The organism is Sphingobacterium sp. MAE (genome assembly GCF_056711605.1).
Genome location: NZ_CM160044.1, coordinates 3,477,801 through 3,498,526, shown reverse-complemented (window position 1 = coordinate 3,498,526; position 20,726 = coordinate 3,477,801). Strand labels below are relative to the sequence as shown.

Below are 20,726 nucleotides of genomic sequence, written 5' to 3'. Positions count from 1 at the left end.
TAATGAAAAAATTTTTAATAATAGCGATGTTATTGCTCGGCTTTACCTGTAGTCTGTTGGCTCAAGAGATTGTCGAGATAACCGGTGTCGTCACTGATGCCCAAAAACAACCCTTAATAGGAGTGAGTATTTTTGTAACCGATTCACCTGGATTAGGTACGGTTACAGATAGCAATGGTCGGTATAAAATCAAAGTAGAAAGATATAAACGATTGACATTTTCGTATATCGGATATATCAAACAAGACGTGCTGATCAAAGATGTTTTTGCTATAAATATGACACTGGAAAAATCAGAAACCAGCGTGCTGGATGAAGTCGTGATAACAGGAACAGGTACCCAAAAACAATTGACCTCTACAGGAGCTGTCAGTAGTGTAAATGTCAATGACTTAAAGTCCAATCCCACTTCGAGCCTTTCTAATGCATTAGCAGGAAATGTACCAGGGGTAATGGCCATGATGCAATCTGGACAACCAGGCAAAAATATTTCCGAATTCTGGATTCGTGGTATTTCCACGTTTGGCGGTGGCACAGGTGCCTTGGTTTTAGTGGATAATATTGAGCGTAATATCAACGATATCAATATTGAAGATATTGAGTCCTTTTCCGTATTGAAAGATGCGGCCGTAACCGCAATTTATGGTTCCAGAGGAGCAAATGGAGTAATTCTGATCACGACTAAACGAGGTAAAGAGGGGAAAATCAATATCAATTTTAAAGATGAAACCATTTATAATACCCGTACGATCACCCCTCAATTTGAAGATGGTGTTACCTACGCTAATCTTTTAAATGAATCGCGTATCACCCGTAATCAGGCACCCATTTATCAGCCTGAGGAATTAGAAATTTTACGATTGGGCTTGGATCCAGATTTATATCCAAATGTAGATTGGCAAGATCTGTTGCTCAAAGATGGTGCGATGACCTATAGAGCCAATCTCAATATGAGCGGTGGTGGACCCACAGCGCGTTATTTTGCTTCAGGTAGTTATGTTGAAGAAGGTGGGATGTATAAGATCGATGAAACCTTGCGCAATGATTATAACACCAATGCAAACTTTAAACGCTGGAACTATCGTTTGAATACCGACTTTAATATCACCAAAACAACGGTCGCTAAAGTTGGTGTCGCAGGATCTCTAGACAAACGAAACAGTCCCGGCATGGGCGATGATGACTTCTGGGGTGTACTGTTTGGATATTCACCCATCCGTACCCCAGTGATGTATTCCAATGGCTATGTACCTGCTATAGGCACTGGTAACCAAACGAATCCATGGGTAGTCGCCACGCAGACCGGTTTTAATGAAAATTGGACCAATAGTATTCAGACCAATGTTTCCATCGAACAAAATTTCGATTTTATTACCAAAGGACTTCGGGCCAGAGGCATTGTCGGATTTGATACCAACAATAAAAGCAATATATCTCGCCGTAAATGGCCTGAGCAGTGGCGTGCCGAACGTGCGCGTGATGAAAATGGGAACCTCATTTTTACGCATGTGTCCAATCCCAGCGAAATGTTTCAAATGAGTAGTGCAGAAGGTGAAAGACGTGAATTTCTGGATTTAATGTTCAACTATGACCGGAGCTTTGGTCACCATAATATTGGCGGAGTGATTCGATTTACACGAGACGCATTGGTCAATACTGTAAACATCGGTGGCGATATCAAAAATGGAATTTCCAGACGCAATCAGGCGTTAGCAGGAAGGGTCACCTATAACTGGAAAAATAGGTACATCACCGATTTCAATTTTGGTTACACCGGTTCAGAAAATTTCGCTATTGGACAGCAGTATGGTTTTTTTCCAGCAGTTTCTGCCGCCTGGAATATATCAGAAGAACCCTTCATCAAAGAAAACTTGGATTGGGTCAATATGTTTAAGATCCGTTATTCGTGGGGCCGTGTCGGCAATGATCAACTGAGAGTTAATGGCAGTCAGGAGCGATTCCCTTATTTATATACTATTGAAGAAATCTGGCGCAGGAATAGTGATGGCAGTTTTGCTTTAGATGGTGCAGGCAACAGGATCCCAGATGGAGGCTATCAATGGGCTGACTATGGGTTCAATAGATACTATCAAGGAATGAAATATGCACAAGTAGCCTCACCCTACGTGACATGGGAGATGGCAACAAAGCAAAATCTAGGATTCGATATCTCCCTATTTAAAGATAAGATTATTGCCAACCTTGATTTCTTCGATGAAGAGCGTACAGGAATCTATATGGAACGTAGATTTTTACCTGCGATCGTGGGGCTGGAGAGTACACCCCGAGCCAATGTAGGTGCGGTGCAGTCACGAGGATTCGACGGAAGATTTGAGTATAAGCAAACTCTTGGAGCATTCCATATTACCGCAAGAAGTAACATCACCTACAGCAAAAATGTCATTTTGGAGAAAGACGAAGAGAATAATGTATATGGTTATCAGAATGAACGCGGTTTTCGTGTCGATCAAGCTAAAGGATTAGTGGCCTTAGGTCTTTTCAAGGATTATGATGATATCCGCAACAGTCCGACCCAAACTTTCGGAAATTATCAGCCCGGAGACTTGAAATATAAGGACATCAATGGCGATGGAGTGATTGATGATGGCGACCGCGTGCCTATTGGCGCTACCAGAAGGCCAAATTTGATTTATGGTATCGGTGCTTCGGTCAGTTGGAAATCAATTGATCTGAATGTACATTTTCAAGGAGCAGGAAAATCTACTTTTTCCACCTACGGAAAGACCGTATATGCATTTAGTGAAGGGGAGTGGGGCCAAGTAATGAAAGGAGTAATGGGCGATAACCGTTGGATTTCTGCAGATATCTCTGGAGATCCAGCTACTGAAAACCCCAATGCCTCTTATCCACGTTTAAGTTATGGTCAAAACCCAAATAACTTTAGGGAGTCTACCTATTGGCTTAGAAACGGTCAATACCTTCGTCTCAAAACATTGGATATCGGTTACTCCATACCCAAGTCATTGGCTAATCGGATCAAGACCAATAACATCCGTATCTTTTTTGTTGGAAGCAATTTGCTGACTTGGTCAAAATTTAAGCTTTGGGATCCTGAACTTGCCAGCCCAAGAGGAGAAGACTATCCGCTGCCTAAATCATTTACGTTAGGTATCAATGTTAACTTATAAATTGAAGAGAAATGCAAAAGAAGATATATTCCATGGTATTATTGGTGCTATGCACCAGTATAATTTCCTCCTGTAAAAAAAATTACCTCGAATCTGATCAATACTTCAAAGATCGGATCACGATTGAAAAAGTCTTTAAAAGTAAAGTTTATACAGAAGAATGGTTAGCGCACGTTTTTGAAGAATTAAAGGGTGAGAATGTTGATGTTGCCAGTAAAGGACTGACACCGCATAATTTTGCCGATGATATGTACTATGGTGATCGGGATCGGGATTTTGACCCTTCAAAGAACGAGCTTTCTTATAACATGTTCAAAATGGGGCTTTATACTGAAAATGATAAACAAAGCAGTTGGACCCAGTGTTATCGAGGTATTCGCAATGCAACTACCTTTATTCATCATGTATATATGAATACAGAGATGACTGCAGCCGAGATTGAGGATTATCGGGGCCAAGCTCGTTTTGGCAGAGCCTATCTGTATTGGCTGCTCTTACGCAAATATGGTCCCATTCCCTTATTGCCCGATCAAGGAATCGATTATACAGAAAGCTATGACCAGATTGCTACAGCACGCAGTACTTATGAAGAGTGTGCGACATTCATCGCAGATGAGCTATTGCTTGCTGCAAAAGAAATGGAAAAATTGGGCATGAATCGTGGTCAAGATGGTTCCGCTCGTCCGAGTTGCGGGGCAGCATTGGCCACACGTGCCAAAGTCTTGCTCTATGCTGCAAGTCCGTTAGCAAATGGAAACACATCAAGTTTTGCATCCAGATTAATCGATGACACGGGCAAAAAGTTGCTGTCAGCTGATTATCAAGAAGAAAAATGGGCAAAGGCTGCAGCCGCAGCTAGAGATGTCATTGAGCTGGGCGTATATAGACTGTATTGGGTTCCGATTCAACAAACTGGCGACGATGCAACCGTTGTACCACCCAAAGACAATAATTTTTCAGAAAAAAATTGGCCAGAAGGTTGGGCGAATATCGATCCCGCAAAATCCTATGCGCAAGTGTTTGACGGTACCCTGCAAGCCTCCGGAAATCCGGAACTGATCTTCACAAGAGGTAACAATCAAGACGGTGAGAGTATTGCAGCTATGGTCATCCATCAGTTGCCGCGTTCTGCAACCGGATGGAATACCCATGGGCTCACGCAAAAGCTTGTCGATGCCTATTATATGAATGATGGGAAAGACGCTCCCGGTAAAGATATCGAGATCGGACGTGGTAATGGATCAAATCGTTTAAGCGGTTATGTATCAGCTGATGACTATAAATCAGGGAAATATAAGCCCTTGAGAGAAGGAGTTTCGTTACAATATGCTAATAGAGAGCCACGCTTCTATGCTTCTGTTGCTTACAATGGTAGCTTCTGGACCTTGCTCAATGAAACCTTGGAACGCAACCGCAATCAGCAAGTATTTTATTATCGTGATGATACCAAGGGCAATGGATTCAATTCTTCCAATGCCTATTGGTTAAGAACGGGTTTTGGAGTGAAAAAATTTGTTCATCCTAGTGATACCTACGAAGGTGGAAGTGCAGCACGTGTCATTTCAAAAGCCGAACCGGCCATTCGTTACGCGGATATTTTGTTGGGCTATGCTGAGGCGTTAAATGAACTCAGTGGTTCCTACAATATTCCATCATGGCGAGGTGCAACGTATGCGATCAGTCGGGATATCAGCCAGATGCAGCGCGGTATTCATCCGGTTCGAATTCGGGGTGGTGTCCCTGATTATCCCGCTCCGGTGTATAGCAGCAAAGTGGAGTTAAGAAAAGCACTAAAGCGGGAGCGTTTTATTGAATTGATGGGAGAGGGCCAGCGCTACTACGATCTCCGTCGATGGATGGATGCGCCGATTGAAGAAGCTTTACCTATTTATGGTTGCAACATCTTGATGAATGCTCAGGAACGGGACCTCTTTCATAGACCCGTAGCCGTTTGGACACTTAAAACAACCTTTGCCGATAAAATGTGGTTTTGGCCGATCAGTCACAGTGAACTGAAACGTAACAAACGACTCACACAAAATCCGGGTTGGACTTACAATGATTAAAGATAGATGAGTTTGAACTTATAAAAATAAATTGTCCCATGAAAAAAATATATATACAACTCTTGCTACTCGCTATACTGCTCGTATTTAGCCGATGCAATGATGAGTGGAAAGATGAACAATTTGAAAATTTTGTTTCATTTAAGGCCCCTTTGACAAGTGAAGGTGTCTCTAATATCTATGTGCGGTATAAAGGAGATCAGAAGACGACTTTCATGTTGCCGATGATCGTTAGTGGATCGACCATCAATGATCAAAATATGACCGTTCAAATTCGTGTAGATACCGATACATTGAAAGTGCTGAATTATGAACGCTTTCAAAATAGAGCGGATTTTTATTATCGCGAGCTCACCAGTCAATACTTTTCCATGGCTCCAACAGTCCATATAAAATCAGGTGAAAGCACTGCTTTAATGCCGATAGACTTTACGCTCAAGAATATTGATATGGTCGATAAATGGGTGCTCCCGCTAACCATCGTGGATGATCCCTCCAACAGTTATCAAGTTAATCCAAGAAAGCACTACCGAAAAGCCTTATTGCGGATCTACCCCTTTAACAATTACTCAGGAACTTATAGCGGAACTGCATTAAAAACAAATATGGAGGGCTATGAAAATGAAACGCCAATCGTTAAAAGTGAAATTCGCAGTTATGTAGTTGACGAAAATACCATTTTCTTTTACGCAGGAAATATCGATGAGGAACGACAAGATCGGGGTAAATATAAAATTTATGCCACTTTTAATGAAACTGGTGGGGTCAGCTTTCGTGCTGATAATCCCAATATCAATTTTAAAGTAAATAAAGATGCCAGCTATACCATTTCAGAACAGAAGGATGCGGTTCGCCCATATCTATTGCATCGCTACATTGCCATCAATAATATTGACTATCAATTTACCGATTATACCATGGTTCCAAATGTTGATATTAAATACAAGGTCACCGGTTCATTGATTTTACAGCGGCGGTTGAATACCGAGATTCCCGACGAAGATCAGTCAATCGAATGGTAAAAAGAAAGACCACACGGATCCATGTGAAAAAGTGTTTACTGATTTAGTTTGTACAGAATGCGGAGTGTCAAAGCTTCGCATTTTTTGTGGAATCTAAGTGATCATGCTACATATTTTTCCATGGATTCCACAAAACTACACCATCATTAAATCTGAAAAGGAGTAGCCTTGTGAAAAATGGAATTTGAATATTTTTTACATGTGCTCGATCGATCGTTATCGATTTAGGATCGGTTCGTTTGTCTGTGCTAGACGCTGTGAACCATTATTGGCAGGGCAAGAGATATCATCCGTTGCGTCATAGATTAATGTTTGACCTTCCTTTATCAATCCTTCAGGCACATAAATTTGAATACGTGTTACACTGTAACCACTCGGGAAATACCGAATATAGTAACCATCTGGATGTAAAGTCCAAATTCCGCTTGGCGTATCTGTTCTTGGAGGAGCAATACCCGCCAAAATTGCATACTGCTCAAACTCTTCATAAGAGTAATTGCCAGAGGACACGAGATTTCTGATGTTATTTTCTGCTTCAAAGACGGCACGTAGCGATGCTGGTAATTGATCTTTTGCAGCTTGCATAGCATCAAAAGGTAAAATCCCCAATGCACCTCCCTCCAGTTGCAGTAACTGTTTTGGTGTGAGCAAGATTAAGGCAGTTTCCTTGACAGATCCTGCATAGTCAATAAATTTAGTTCGTGCAATGATGGTCCATAAAAGCATTTGAATATCACTTTGCTCAACCTCAGGGTGTTGTTCTGCACTTTTGAGTATCGCCACCACGACATCTCTTTTTTTGCCTAATGTAGGAGCATACATGTAACCATCACCTGATGATGGGGCGTGCGTACCAGCTTTCAGACAATAACTTTTGTTGGTCATCTCATAATGACCTGCCTGTAGGATAAAACCATCCTTCCCATTACGGGATAGTTCCTGTAATGGTTTGTATATCGCATCATGTTGAAAATCTGGCATCTGTTCTCCCTTTCGGTCCACATCTTCAAAATTTGTCGTGATCGCTTCTGGTTCCTTTAAGAGTTTATCCAAACCTAAAACTTGCGCTCCCTTGCTCGTTGCAGCCTTACTTACTTTATTGAGTAAGCCACCAAATTGTGCCGATACAGCATGTGTGCTGAATATTAAACAACAGGAAACTGATATTTTTAATACCGTTTTCAGAATTTTCATAAGGATTATATTTTAGTTAGGTTTATTTTTTGGTAAAGTACTTCTTTAGTCATATATAGATCGTATCATTTTATATCATAAAAATAATTTCTGGCATTCAAAATCAATATTGTCATTACAACTTTTCGAAACATATATCAATGATAATAGATTATAAATCTAGTGATATTTTTTTGTGAAATAAAAAACTGTCCCAATAATTACTGGTCACAATATCAAGTATCAGCGTTAGAAAAATACAGTAGAATGCGATTGCTATCTTTAATAATCTGAAAAATATTTCTTAGTTTTATTTAGTCCGATTGCGGATCATCGTCACCAAATACTGAAATCTGTTACCTAAATGTCCCCTCATGAAAAAAATATTTGCAACCTATTGTTATCTTGTTTTTTTAGGTTTCTTTTTTTTATCACCAATCTCTCCGGTAAGAGGTCAGGACAGTATGCATATAAGACGAGATACGTTAAAGGCAGATTTTGTGACCCAGATGGGAACCTTTTTTAAAGAATCTTCAAAGAAAAGCTTGATAGATCTGGAACAAGATCGAGCAATCATTAGGCAGAATAAGATTTTTGAAGAAATCAAAATTATTTCGAGGCAGGCTGGCGCATTTTTGAAAAAGGGATTTGATACCGTTTCTCTAAAGTTGGAATTGGATCAGATTGCCGCTTGGCACAAATTATCTCAAGATGGGGTGTTTGAAAATAAAGGTTCCTCACAAACCTCTCGAAATTTAACAACGACTTTTAATATATTAAATGCGTTGCAAATGGAAGTTAAAGGTTATAAGCGAAATGTAGATCATTATCAATCACAGTTAGTCAATTATCGATTACAGATCGACTCGCTGACTAATGACAAATCGTTGTTCACCCTATCACACGATTCCTTGGAGTTAAGTTTATATTTGAGCAGACTTAAGATATTGGCTAAAGAAATATCGCCTGTTAACGAAAAAGCTCAGTCAAAATATTAATGGAATACAGATCGTACAAAACCTTGTCAATCTCGAACTTCTGAAATTGGAAACAGATATGGATGAAATTCGTTATTATCAGCAGCAGATTTCAGATAAGAGTTTTGCCAAAGAATTTGCTTCCCTTTGGGAAAAAAGTAAGTACGACCGTCCTCTCGAAGAAATATTTCATTTTTCCATCCTGAAAGCAAAGCTGCTCATGGCTTATTATATAAAAGCAAATTGGGGAAAGCTTATGGTTTTATTCATCAGTATTGGAATGGTGATTTTATACTTATTTTCATTAAAAAATGGAATAAGAGAGCAAAGTGGTGCTGATGCTGAAAATAGTATGTTGCTAAGTGCTCCAATTTGTTCGGGAACTGCTATCGCTTTAGCCATAGGGCAATTTTTATTTACCGATCCTCCCTTTGTGTTTTCAACCATTATTTTGTTTACTACCGCTTTATTGATCACTATTATTTTTCGTCATCATATCTCAAAATATTGGATGGTTATCTGGTTATCGATATTGACCCTCTATTTATTGGCAGCAATGGATAATTTTATCTTACAGGTCTCTCGTCCGGAACGTTGGGGAATGATCATCATAGCCGTATTTGGTACTCTGATAGGCGTATTGGCACTGTTTTTTAAAAAACAACATCGCACACTTCAGGAGCAATGGATTTTGTTTCCCATCTGTTTGATGGTGATTATGGAGGTGATGTCAATTGCTTTAAATATTTTTGGTCGGCTTAATATTGCGAAGGTTTTGATGGTTTCTGGTTTACTGAATGTCGTAGTTGCCATTGTTTTTCTTTGGGTGATACGTTTAGTAAACGAAGGATTAACCTATGCTTCGATGATCTATAAAAAGCAAGAAAGAAGGTTATTCTATATCAATTATAATAGGGTAGGGAAACGGGCTCCCGTATTTTTTTATACCATCCTGATAGCAGGTTGGTTTATATTGTTTGGACGCAATTTTTATGAATTCAAATTACTTGCTGAACCATTTAATGAATTATTTTATAGTGAGCATCAATTAGGGAGTTATACATTTTCTCTATATAATATCCTCATTTTCTTTTTGATTATGTTCAGTGCAACCATGCTTTCAAAAGTGGTTTCTTTTTTTGCCTCAGATCCACAGTGGAGAAACCGCGATGAAAGAAAGGAAAACAAGTTTCATATCGGAAGCTGGATCCTCTTGGTTAGGATCAGTATCATCGTATTGGGACTTTTCTTGGCTTTTGCTGCAGTTGGCATACCTGTGCAGCAAATTACGTTGATTATCGGCGCACTAGGAGTCGGTGTTGGATTTGGACTGCAAACACTTGTTAACAATTTAGTGAGCGGTCTTATTATTGCTTTTGAAAAACCAGTGAATGTCGATGATCTGATCGAAATTAGCGGACAGTCAGGTAAGGTCAAGTCGATCGGGTTTAGAAGCAGTGTCATTGCCACGGCCGATGGCGCAGACCTCATCATGCCCAATGGAGACTTATTAAATTCTCATGTGATCAACTGGACACTGGGTGGCATGAGGAAGCGTGTTCATATACGGGTGGAAGTGCAATATGGGACAGACTTGGAAAAGGTCAGGACATTATTATTAGATAGTATGGAGCTAGATGACCAGATCTTAAAAAATCCTGCGCCAGACATACAGTTCGGAGAAGTTTCTGCCCAATTTGTTGCATTGGAAATCTATTTTTGGGTGAAAACGATAAAAGATTCGGGACAGGTGAAAAGTAATTTGATTGCTACTATCAACAAGATTTTTCAAGAAAATGGAATACATTTAGCAGTCCCTGCACAAGATATTTATTTGAAAAATCAGTCATCATGAAATTCTGATCACAAAATGAAAGATAGCAATGATCTCACTGTATGTAAAAAAAAAGAGCTGCATGTATGAAACGCAACTCTTTTTGTGCAATTATTTCTTGACCATTAGAGCGGTCTGATCCATATGTTTCTAAAGTTGACGAGATCACCGTGATCTTGTAGTACAATTGGACCTGGACCATGCACCAACCTTTTTGGCATGCCGATATATTCTGTAGTACCCTCGATCTGTGTATTATATTGTACTACAACTCCGTTATGTAGCAATGTCACCATACCCTTCTTGATCAGAACACCATCCGTATTAAAACGAGGAGCGGTATATAAGATATCATAAGTATGCCATTCGCCAGCCGGTTTGACAGCAGTCACAAGAGGAGGTTGTTGCTTGTAAACGGAGCCCGCCTGACCATTGACGTAAGTAGGATTGTTGTTATTGTCCAAAACTTGAATTTCATAATGACCCTGTAAAAATATACCACTATTTCCACGTCCTTGCCCTTGGCCTTTAATTACTTCTGGGCTTTTCCATTCGACATGTAATTGAAAATCTTCAAAGTTCTGTTTGGTCTGGATATCTCCCGTATGTGGAGTAGATATCAAAACCCCATTTTTGACTTGCCAAGGCGCCTGTTGACTTGTATTTTTAGAACTCACCCATTGATTCAGGTTAGCGCCATCGAAAAGAACAATAGCATCTGAAGGGGCTTGATTAGCAGCAGTCGTGACCGTGCGTAGCGTAGGCGTGTAAAATTCGGTATCTTCAGGTTGAAATTTGGTTTGAGCGTACGTTAATGTACTCATTAAACTCAAGCAAAAAATACCGCTGATCTGAAATATCTTGTTCATACTGTTATAGATTGATTTAACGTAAATATAGGTATTCGGAGATAAAAATTGAAAAGTTCAATAAATTGAGAGTTTAAAGACATCCATGTTAAATAAACTCTTCTTTTTTCTAAATGTCAGAAAGATAGTCCGATCATCGGTTGCACGTCAAAAAGCATTCTCGCTAAAATTGTAAAATGTTAATGTTATTTGATTTTCAGCTTGTTATGTGCGAGTTAGGTGAAAAAACAAAAGGTTTTCAAACGGGGAGAATGAAAACCTTTATAACCAATTATAAACCTAAATTATGATGATACAAATATAGTGTTATTTATACACTAAGTCAAATCTTTTTTAATATTTTTTTTAAAAAAGATTTGTCATCCCTCTTAAATTGTGGTTTTAAACGTCCAGAAGCAGCTAATAATCTATTTATAACCATGTTTTACCGTGATATTCGTTTCTTTTTTATTTCTTTGTATTACTGAATACAGATCGCTACATCGGTTTTTTTTAATTCCTGCGGTAAATGAGTTCGTTCAATTTACAGTTTTAAAAGGCATAGTAGGAGGTAAGTGATATGGATAGATAGGGATTGGTTTAAAGAATATGGATGATGAAGACGTTAAAAGATTTAATAAATAAGGAAGAGTTTGGTTGGGGATTGGTAAAAACGTGGATGAAAGGATCGAAGAATAACTTTGAGATTTTGCCAAAAAATCCAAAACGTGCCGATGAGGAATTGTTACGCTTGCAGATATCCACGAAGTCTCCAGTTGGTGCCATCGTATTTGAGACAGGAGGGATCCTTATTGACCATGGTTGGTTACGGATTTTAGGTTCAGGTTCCACCAAACTCAATAGAGGTATTATGGAATGGAATAAAGGAAAAACATATGTCAACGAAGGAGAAAAGGGCGGCTACCTATTCATTGCAGATGATATTATCGGAGGATATTATGCCATCAATGCAGGTGAGCTGGGCGATGATATAGGTAAAATATATTATTTTGCTCCCCACACTTCCACTTGGGAAAGCTTAGCTTGCGGTTATGCGGACTTTGTCAACTGGTCTTTAAATGGTGATCTGGATTTATTTTATCAAGGCTACAAATGGGAGTCATGGAAGCAGGATATTGCCAACGTTAATGGAGATCAAGTCTATGCACATTTGACCGCGGAGGAGCAAACCAGTGCGCAGTCCAGCCAGAGAAAATTGGTTGCCACAGAGCATCAGGTCAAGCTCGCATTGCAAGCAATATAATGTACAGCAAAAGGTTTTTTCAATTTTAATTCCAGACAGCAATAACTCCCCTAATTTTCAAATCGTAGATGATTGTTGGATGACCATTTTTTTTCTAAAAATATATCGAGGCCTTTTAAAAGATTGAGTTGTCTTGGCAAGGAGTACATGATGTGTTAAGGTGCAAAAAAATGGATTTATATGAAAAAACAAAAGGTTTTCAAACGGGGAGAATGAAAACCTTTATAACCAATTATAAACCTAAATTATGATGATACAAATATAGTGTTATTTTTACACTAAGCAAAAGTTTTTTTTATTTTTTTTATCCTGTTGCTTTTATCATGATAGGCGTTTCTAATTATTTTAATTGATATATCGCGATCATGTCGTATTTTAGATCTATTCAGCGTAGTAATATTTATGAATAAAAAAATAGAAAATCCCTCGGTGGATCAACAGTTGAATTCGACTTTAGACCCAGCATATTGGAATTCAAAATGGCAAGACAATCAAATCGGTTGGGATATTGGATATGCTTCTCCAGCGATATGTGCCTATATGGACCAGTATCCAAATAAAGATGCTCAGATCCTGATTGCAGGCTGTGGCAATGCGTACGAAGCCGCATATCTACTTGAGCATGGTTTTAAGCATATCACTTTAATTGATTTTGCTCCTGAGGCAATCAAAAGGGTCGCTGCTAAATTTGCAGATCATGCAAAAGTAAACGTGGTCTGCACAGATTTTTTTGAACATGAAGGGCAATATGACCTGTTGTTGGAACAAACCTTTTTTTGTGCTATTGCGCCAGATCGGCGTGCCGACTATGTACAAAAAGTATCCTCCTTGCTCAAGCCAGATGGTAGGCTCGTCGGTGTACTTTTTGATCAATTATTTGCAAATCCAGGTCCTCCATTTGGCGGAGATCTTGTGTCCTATCAAAAACTATTTGCTCCTCACTTTATATTACAGACTATGGAAAAGTGCTATAATAGTATAAAACCCAGAGCAGGTAAAGAAGTTTTTGTTAATTTTTTGAAAAGATAATCCGTGAATAGCATCATTGGATTATGGTTTTCTCCCATACAGTAAAAGTCGCTTAAAAGCATATAAAGCAGGAAATTGAGAAAATTTTAGTTCAATACGTTTTTTATATTCAGCAATAAATTCTTCCTTTTGATCGCCCTGCAATCGATCCATATAAGGAATTAAGGCAGATCCAGATATAAAGTCCAATAGATCTTGTGCATGTTCTGCTAGGATTGGGTAGACCTTTTGAATGATCTGCATGTGGGTCAGTCCGCCATGAAACATGATCGTGGCGTATTCATCGATGCTCAGCATCGGCGATTCTCTTTTCCAGCCCTGTAAGTAACTTTTAAAAGGCTCTTCATCGACCAGTTTCAATAAGATTTGATTTAAGACGTTATCCGATTGCATGGGCATTTGAATAGCTATTTGACCGTGCGGATTCAGTAGTGCTATCAACTTTGGAAATAGTACATCATGCTGATCGGACCATTGTAAAGCAGCATTGCTGAATATCAAGTCCCATTTTTCCTTACTGTCCACGACATCTTCGGTCGCAGCCTGTTTAAAGGATAATCTGTCGTGCACAAATTGTTTCGACTCTGCAAGCATAGCTTCAGAAGAATCAACACCTGTAAATTGTGCCGTTTTAAGCTTGCTTGCTAAAATAGAAGTCTGTTCGCCGGTACCGCAACCGATATCGATCGCATGTTGTTGTTGCTCTGGGGTAATGAAAGCAATTAAATCATAGAAAGGTTGATATCGGATATCTTTAAACTGATTATAAATTTCGGGATTCCAGTTCATGTTTTGCAAATTATTTTTGACCAATGTACGGATACCTTCATAAAATAAGGGAGGGTTTTCCAGATCTAAGAATTCACCATACCATCATTATTTCCTCATATGTGTACCACTTCCATTATAAGTTTGAAAATCAATTTTTGTTTGTTCCGCAATACTATTTCCATTACAATGAACATAAGATCGTTGCTCGCAAGCATGAAAGAAATGCTTTATATATATAGTGAGGGCATTGATTAGTAGGTTGTTGTCATTTTTAGCAATATAATGAAATGACAAAATGTCTTTTTAGAAAATATTTTTAAGACATTTTGTCTACATTGGGTTGTTTTTATAATTTGGTATGGGAATTGAAATATGCTTATAAATTGATATAAAAAAAATAATACATAACTAATAAAAGGAGGATAAAAAAATGGCATTAATTAAATTTCCAACAAAAAGTTTGAATACAGATTCTGTAAATCCATTTGTAAGTACAGTATTTGATAATTTGTTTAATGATTCTTTTATTTCAGATCGATTAATCTCTCGCGTTCCTGCGGTTAATATTTCTGAAACAGAAAAAGCGTTTCGTATTGAACTAGCAGCTCCAGGGTTGTCGAAGTCAGATTTTAAGATCAATGTGGATAAAAAAATTATCACCATTTCTGCAGATAAAAAAGAAGAATCAGTAAGTGATGAGAAATTATTTAGTAAAAGAGAGTTTAATTATACCTCTTTTTCAAGATCCTTTGCATTGCCTGAAACCGTAGATCACAGTAATATTGATGCGCTGTATGAAGACGGTGTACTCGTAGTGACAGTAGGTAAAAAAGAAGATTCAATTGTAGCAAAACGGTTGATAGAAGTTAAGTAATAGGTGTTTATTAAAAAAAAGCTTGCAGGATGATTTCTGCAAGCTTTTTTTATGCGTTTATTTCTACGTAATCGTCCGACTTTGGTATTTTCTTGATAAAATGACTCCATTCATTTGGGATTGGGGTTAACTTTCTTTTTTCTAAATCTAACCAGGCCCCATCCACAATTACGGTAGCACTTTTGGTGCCATCGGCTTTAAATACAACATGTCGGAATGAAAAGCGACTGTTCGTTACATTATATTGCGTCAATTCCACTTCAACATAGATCTCCTCGTCAAGATGAATTTCTCTATGATAAAGTAGTTCTTCTCTAAATAAAATGGGGCCGATTTGATGGATAGCAAATTGATTAAGCGATAATCCGATCCCGTTTAGCATATTGCTTCTCGCTTGAGCACAAAAATCTGCATAAGCAGAATGGCGTAAATGTCGATTTGGATCGATTTGGGCCCACAGTACCTGACCTCTAAAAAATACTTTATCCATATGATGATATTTTTTTGATTTAAACTAAAGTAGTGAATAAAATAATATTATTTTCATAGCTGTATTGTAACATTTGACAAAATGCTGCACTAATCCTGTATAGTATATTTTTTTAAGGCAAAGAGTCTAAATAGTTAATGGTAAAGCCAGACGAACAACAATTTTTGAAACAAATAGAAAAAAATAAAGGTGCTATCATCAAAGTGTCGCGTATGTATATGGACAATTTGGAGGATCAGCAAGATTTATTTCAAGAAATTGTGATGCAGTTATGGCGATCATATGGTTCTTTTCGACAAGAAAGCTTGTTCTCGACCTGGTTATATCGTGTCGCTATCAATACCGCCCTCATGTACTTCAAGAAAGAAAAAAGAAGACCAGATCAGCACGAGTTGACTTTGGATATTGATGTGGAAGAAGAGTTTGATACAGAAAGAAAGGAAGAGCAGCTGCGTTATTTTTATCAGGCTGTGCAGCATATCAATCCCGTAGAAAAAGCATTGATTTTTCTATTTTTGGAGGGGGAAAGCCATCGTGAGATCGCTGTCAATCTCGGTATCTCTGAAGTCAATGCGCGTGTAAAATTGAATAGAACAAAAGAAAAGTTGCAACAGATTATTAAAACACAAGGTTATGAATTTTGATGAATTAAAAGAACAATGGAATAATCAAACTGAAAATAATTTCGAGGTTGATCCCAATCTTAGTCACTATAAATCAGTGGGAAGTATACTTGTGAAATTAAGGAAGAATATAAAGACGGAATTTATATCCTGGCTATGTGCGATTATTTTTTTATTGGTATTACCCAATTTAGAAGTGTACCAGATTACAGGATATGCGAAGGTCGCCTACTATTGCATCTTATTCCAGATGTGTCTATCCAGTATGTTTTATTATAAAAAGTTTTTCTATTTCTATAAATCGACCAAACAGTTTGAACTGTTGAGCTCTCGGGAAAATTTGCTGAAATTATATTACGATCTAAAGTTTTCTATCGAAACCTACAAGATGTCATCCTACTTGTTATTGCCGCAGGGTCTCCTGATCTGTTTTATTTTTTTCTCGCTCGGTCACTCTGCAGAGTGGGTGGATAAGATTTATCATTTCGGAGAAACCTGGAAAAATGATTCGTCCTTTATTATTTTCTTGGTGCTAGGGATTTTTGCAGGTTTAGTTTCTTTAGTTATTTGCATTGAGTCTATGAGTTACTATTATTATGCTAAATATTTAAAGATGATCAAAAATAATATAGATGCTTTGGAAGAAGAGGTGGAACTTTAAAAAATACTTTTAACACGTTGATGACTGATCATGTTGCAATAAATTAGATATGTAGGCAGGGTTTTTGTAACTTGAAGAAATTATCGAAGATGGTTTTATGATGCAGAATTCAGCTAAGAAATTACAACGAAGTTCCCATATTATTAGCGTGCTAGCGAAATATGGCTTTCGTGATATATTAAATAGACTTCCTTGGAATACCAATAAAACTTCCTTAGAAATCGGGATAGATGTCACAAACATCTCGGTTTATAGACGAATTCGTATGGCTTTAGAAGAATTGGGCCCTGCATTTGTTAAATTGGGCCAATCTGCCTCCACACGAGAAGGGCTATTACCTCAAGAACTGATCGAAGAATTGCGATTCTTAGAAGATCGTGTCGACCCCTTTACCATAGATATCAGAAGCTATATAGAAGAAGAACTGGAAATCAATTTTGATGAACATTTTTCGACTATAGAGCCAGAACCCTTTGCTGCGGCATCTATTTCTCAAGTCTACAGGGCAAAACTGATCGACGGTCAAGATGTGGTGGTAAAAGTGAGAAGACCTCAGGTTGATGAAGTCTTAAAAACAGACTTGTCCCTCATGCGAGATATCGCCCGCATATTAGTGGGGTACAGTGAACCGCTACATAATCTCAACTTACCTTTGATCGTTGATTCCTTTGCTGCGACTCTAATACAGGAGATTTCTTTATTGAATGAGCGATATAATATCGAACGATTTGCTAAAAATTTTAAGGGCAATGATAAAATTACTGTACCCAAAGTTTACCCTCAGATAAGTTCCGATCGGATTTTGACCATGGAGTTTATAGATGGTGTGAAAGTGACCGATAAGGATCAATTGAAGTCCATGGGCCTGGATCTGGAAGAGATCGTGGATAATGGTATCAATCTTTATTTGGAACAAGTGATCGTACATGGTTTTTTCCATGGAGATCCTCATCCCGGTAACTTAATGGTGCTCCCCAATGGAAAACTGGCCTTTATTGATTTTGGAAATATGGGCAAATTGTTGTCTATCGACCGACAAAACTTAGAAGAATTTATCCAAGCTGCGGTTTCTTCCAATGCTGTCCATCTCGCAGACACCATAGAAGATGTTGCTATTGTAAGTAGTATTCCCGATCGTGCCCGTTTTGAACGCTCGTTATATGAGATTTTTGACCTTATTGATAATGTTTCGCTAGGCGATATCAGTCTAGAGTTTTTATTTGATAAATTATGGGCGATCATAGGTGATAACCGGCTTTATTTTCCAGAATACATCTATCAATTAATCCGTGGTATATCATTGATGGAGGGTATCGGTCGCCAGCTCAATCCGCATCTAAATATTATGAAAAGTATCAAGCCATTTGCCAACCGTATTATGCGGGAGCGGATGGATCCGAGGTACCTGTTTGAAAAAGGAAAAAATAAAGCCTTTTCATTTGTTCGTGATATTGAAAAACTACCGGACGATCTCAGAAGTTTATTTAGACAGATCAAACTCGGTAATTTTACCCTCAACCATCATTTGATCAGCGCCAAGTCTTTTACTCAAATATTGAGAAAGGGAGTCAATCGGATCGTCATCGGTATTATGGTTTTATCCCTCAATATGCTGGCTGGGATGGTTATAATAGCACATGTCGAACCCAAATTTTTAGGCATTCCCATCTGGGCATGGGTATTTTTAGCAACTTCTTTTTCGCTGTCCATTTACCTATTTGTCGCCATGGTCCGTGCCAAAAATCGAGACTAGTTTGTATCAGTTTGAAATGAAAAAATAATATGATAGATATCAATTTAGAAAATAAAAAAGCATTAGTTGGAGCCAGTTCTGGAGGAATAGGCTGTGCTATTGCGCAGCAGCTCGCCTTACATGGCGCTTCGGTCACCCTAATGGCTAGAAATGAAGATAAATTAAAAATAGCATTAGCCACCTTAGATCGCAGTAGGGGACAGACACATCGTTATCTTGTTGTTGATTTTAATAATTTCGAAGAATATAAGATCGCCATATCTCATTACTTTAATGATCATGTGGTTGATATTTTAATCAATAATACCCATGGACCAAAAGCAGGGACCATTGCTGCACAATCCTTAGAAGACTATCAGCGTGCGTTTGATCTGTTGTTTAAGACACATTGTTACACAACCGAGTTAGCATTGCCCCATATGAAAAATAAGGGATTTGGTCGTATTATCAATGTATCCTCGTTGACAGTAAAAGAACCGATGTCCAATCTGGTTTTGTCCAATACAGTCCGTACAGCATTGATGAGTTGGAGTAAATCATTGGCAAAGGATGTCGCAGCAGACCATATTACGGTGAATAGCATATTGACAGGTCTTTTTGATACCGCGCGTATTCAGTCGTTGACACAGATGGATGCCGACCGTCTCGATATTTCATACGATGAAGCTCTGGCTTTGCGGTTGAAGCAAGTACCGATGAATCGATTGGGTAAACCAGAAGAGTATGGTTACCTCGTAGCTTTTATCTGTTCTCAATATGCCAATTATCTCACCGGATCAAATATCCCTTTGGACGGCGGGATGTTAAATGGCTTTTAAAATAAAATAGCCTTTAAGGGACTCCTTAAAGGCTATTTTAGTATTATAAAAAATTATTTTTAGTTCAAGACCAATTCGGTGTTGACAGTGATGGCTACATTTGCAGATACTGCTTCTACACCCGAAGGTAATTTATCATTATATTTCATTCCAAAATCAAAACGGTTTATAGTCGTTTTAGCTGTAAAACCAGCACGTGTTTTTCCCCACGGATCGGTAATGATTCCACCATTTTGAGTAACCTCAAAAGTCACTTGTTTCGTCACATCTCTGATGGTCAGATCAGCTATTAATACATATTTTCCTTTTTTGCCCGGTTTAAAAGAAACAGATTTCAATTTCATTGTCGGGTATTTTTCCGCACTGAAAAAATCATCAGATTTCAAGTGGCCGTCACGCGCATCAACACGTGTATCAATACTGTTGACATCAATAGTAAAATCTATTTTAGCATTATTAAAGTTTTCTTTGTTAGGAGCATCGATTGTGCCCGAAACTTTGGTAAATTCACCATCAACAAAACTAATACCGAGGTGGTTGACATCAAATCTGGCATTCGTATGTGCAGGGTCTGCTGTCCATTTAACCTGTGCTACGGCGCCATTGATCATTAAGGCTGCAGCTACTACAATTTTGAAAAAATTATTCATCATCTTATCTTTTATCTTTATTTAACAGCAAGGTGGTATAAATTGTTTTTATGATCCACAAACCAGCTGTTTGATTTACTTCAACAAAGATCAGCAATAGAAAGCTTTTAAAAATTGATCTACATCAATAAATAGCTTTATTTGCCCGGTTTGAGGATTTGTCTTTTCAATCGACTTAGGAACTCTTGGGTCACACCAATATACGATGCCAACTGCAAGTTAGAAATTCTGGGATATATTTTCGGGTAGCGCTTTATAAAATCCAGATACCGCTCTTGCGCTGTAAATCCCAGTGCTGCGATGATGCGATGCTGAGAAGCTACCTGAGACCGCTGTGCCATAATGCGAAATAGGCGTTCAACCTGCGTGCAGTTGAGAAACAGCTGTTCCTTTTGTTCTTTGGAGATGATGAATACTTCTGAGTCCTCCAAAGCCTGAATATATAATTGAGCCGGTTGTTGCTCATTGAAACTTGCAATATCCGAAATCCACCATTCCTCTATCGCAAAATATAAAATATGCTCTTCGCCATTAGGAGTTAAGTAGAAAATCTTAAAACAACCTTTTTTGACAAAGCCTTCAAAATTACAGATCTCTCCGGCACGGAGAATAAAACTTTTTTTCTTGACATGAGTGGAGGTATAGCTGGAGGTGATCTGTTCCAGCTGTTCATCCGTTACGGATATTCTTTTTTTGATATATGCTCTAAAAATTTCCATGTAGT

18 protein-coding genes are annotated in these 20,726 nt (G+C 38.2%); 12 read left to right on the top strand and 6 right to left on the bottom strand.

All coding sequences use genetic code 11. The annotated features are described in order from the left end of the window. The first annotated feature begins 2 nt into the window (after positions 1-2). Genes AC06G9_RS15060 through AC06G9_RS15050 form a run of 3 tightly spaced genes read left to right on the top strand, consistent with a single transcriptional unit; the run spans position 3 to position 6,237 of the window. Complete coding sequence (locus AC06G9_RS15060; protein WP_480956602.1) at positions 3-3,149, top strand: SusC/RagA family TonB-linked outer membrane protein; 3,147 nt, start codon at positions 3-5, stop codon at positions 3,147-3,149. An 11-nt stretch (positions 3,150-3,160) separates the two neighbouring features. Beyond that, complete coding sequence (locus tag AC06G9_RS15055) at positions 3,161-5,215, top strand: RagB/SusD family nutrient uptake outer membrane protein (protein WP_248753212.1); 2,055 nt, start codon at positions 3,161-3,163, stop codon at positions 5,213-5,215. A 38-nt stretch (positions 5,216-5,253) separates the two neighbouring features. Continuing rightward, positions 5,254-6,237 carry a DUF4973 domain-containing protein gene (locus tag AC06G9_RS15050; protein ID WP_293927414.1) on the top strand — a complete coding sequence of 328 codons (984 nt, stop codon included), beginning with the start codon at positions 5,254-5,256 and terminating at the stop codon, positions 6,235-6,237. Between the two features lie 216 nt (positions 6,238-6,453). On the opposite strand, the gene AC06G9_RS15045 is transcribed toward AC06G9_RS15050, so the two are convergent. After that, positions 6,454-7,431 carry a hypothetical protein gene (locus AC06G9_RS15045; RefSeq protein ID WP_480956601.1) on the bottom strand — a complete coding sequence of 326 codons (978 nt, stop codon included), beginning with the start codon at positions 7,429-7,431 and terminating at the stop codon, positions 6,454-6,456. A gap of 353 nt (positions 7,432-7,784) precedes the next feature. Between AC06G9_RS15045 and AC06G9_RS15040 the strand changes: the two genes are divergently transcribed. Together AC06G9_RS15040 and AC06G9_RS15035 are read left to right on the top strand one after the other, a co-directional pair. Further along, on the top strand, positions 7,785-8,408 hold the full coding sequence (locus tag AC06G9_RS15040; protein WP_480956600.1) for a hypothetical protein: 624 nt from the start codon (positions 7,785-7,787) through the stop codon (positions 8,406-8,408). 46 nt (positions 8,409-8,454) lie between these two features. After that, on the top strand, positions 8,455-10,242 hold the full coding sequence (locus tag AC06G9_RS15035; RefSeq protein WP_480956599.1) for a mechanosensitive ion channel family protein: 1,788 nt from the start codon (positions 8,455-8,457) through the stop codon (positions 10,240-10,242). A 104-nt stretch (positions 10,243-10,346) separates the two neighbouring features. Here the strand turns inward: AC06G9_RS15035 and AC06G9_RS15030 are convergent, their stop codons facing one another. After that, on the bottom strand, positions 10,347-11,090 hold the full coding sequence (locus AC06G9_RS15030) for a 3-keto-disaccharide hydrolase (protein ID WP_094772479.1): 744 nt from the start codon (positions 11,088-11,090) through the stop codon (positions 10,347-10,349). A 592-nt stretch (positions 11,091-11,682) separates the two neighbouring features. Here AC06G9_RS15030 and AC06G9_RS15025 point away from each other — a divergent pair. Together AC06G9_RS15025 and AC06G9_RS15020 are read left to right on the top strand one after the other, a co-directional pair. Beyond that, on the top strand, positions 11,683-12,333 hold the full coding sequence (locus AC06G9_RS15025) for a DUF2625 family protein (protein ID WP_293927426.1): 651 nt from the start codon (positions 11,683-11,685) through the stop codon (positions 12,331-12,333). A 402-nt stretch (positions 12,334-12,735) separates the two neighbouring features. Beyond that, on the top strand, positions 12,736-13,362 hold the full coding sequence (locus AC06G9_RS15020; RefSeq protein WP_480956598.1) for a methyltransferase: 627 nt from the start codon (positions 12,736-12,738) through the stop codon (positions 13,360-13,362). Positions 13,363-13,383: 21 nt separating this feature from the next. On the opposite strand, the gene AC06G9_RS15015 is transcribed toward AC06G9_RS15020, so the two are convergent. Further along, on the bottom strand, positions 13,384-14,151 hold the full coding sequence (locus tag AC06G9_RS15015; protein WP_293927430.1) for a methyltransferase domain-containing protein: 768 nt from the start codon (positions 14,149-14,151) through the stop codon (positions 13,384-13,386). Between the two features lie 412 nt (positions 14,152-14,563). On the opposite strand from AC06G9_RS15015, the gene AC06G9_RS15010 reads away from it, so the two are divergent. After that, complete coding sequence (locus AC06G9_RS15010; protein WP_094772482.1) at positions 14,564-15,007, top strand: Hsp20/alpha crystallin family protein; 444 nt, start codon at positions 14,564-14,566, stop codon at positions 15,005-15,007. 49 nt (positions 15,008-15,056) lie between these two features. Here the strand turns inward: AC06G9_RS15010 and AC06G9_RS15005 are convergent, their stop codons facing one another. Then, entirely contained in the window at positions 15,057-15,497 is a 441-nt protein-coding gene (locus tag AC06G9_RS15005; RefSeq protein ID WP_260948883.1) for an acyl-CoA thioesterase, read from the bottom strand. A 164-nt stretch (positions 15,498-15,661) separates the two neighbouring features. Between AC06G9_RS15005 and AC06G9_RS15000 the strand changes: the two genes are divergently transcribed. The 4 genes from AC06G9_RS15000 (at position 15,662) to AC06G9_RS14985 (ending at position 19,352) form a co-directional block, all read left to right on the top strand. Continuing rightward, positions 15,662-16,141, top strand: coding sequence for an RNA polymerase sigma factor (locus AC06G9_RS15000; protein ID WP_480956597.1), 480 nt, complete (start codon positions 15,662-15,664; stop codon positions 16,139-16,141). Then, a complete protein-coding gene (locus AC06G9_RS14995) occupies positions 16,131-16,781 on the top strand; it encodes a hypothetical protein (protein ID WP_094772484.1) in 651 nt (216 codons plus the stop codon). The genes AC06G9_RS15000 and AC06G9_RS14995 overlap by 11 nt, the downstream gene beginning before the upstream one ends. Before the next feature lie 97 nt (positions 16,782-16,878). Beyond that, positions 16,879-18,534, top strand: coding sequence for an ABC1 kinase family protein (locus tag AC06G9_RS14990; RefSeq protein WP_248753221.1), 1,656 nt, complete (start codon positions 16,879-16,881; stop codon positions 18,532-18,534). A 29-nt stretch (positions 18,535-18,563) separates the two neighbouring features. Continuing rightward, a complete protein-coding gene (locus tag AC06G9_RS14985) occupies positions 18,564-19,352 on the top strand; it encodes an SDR family oxidoreductase (protein ID WP_248753222.1) in 789 nt (262 codons plus the stop codon). 59 nt (positions 19,353-19,411) lie between these two features. Here AC06G9_RS14985 and AC06G9_RS14980 read toward each other — a convergent pair whose 3' ends face one another. Next, on the bottom strand, positions 19,412-20,005 hold the full coding sequence (locus AC06G9_RS14980; protein ID WP_248753223.1) for a YceI family protein: 594 nt from the start codon (positions 20,003-20,005) through the stop codon (positions 19,412-19,414). A gap of 134 nt (positions 20,006-20,139) precedes the next feature. Next, positions 20,140-20,721 (bottom strand): Crp/Fnr family transcriptional regulator, encoded by a 582-nt coding sequence (locus AC06G9_RS14975; RefSeq protein ID WP_480956596.1) that lies wholly within the window; start codon positions 20,719-20,721, stop codon positions 20,140-20,142. Positions 20,722-20,726: the final 5 nt, after the last annotated feature.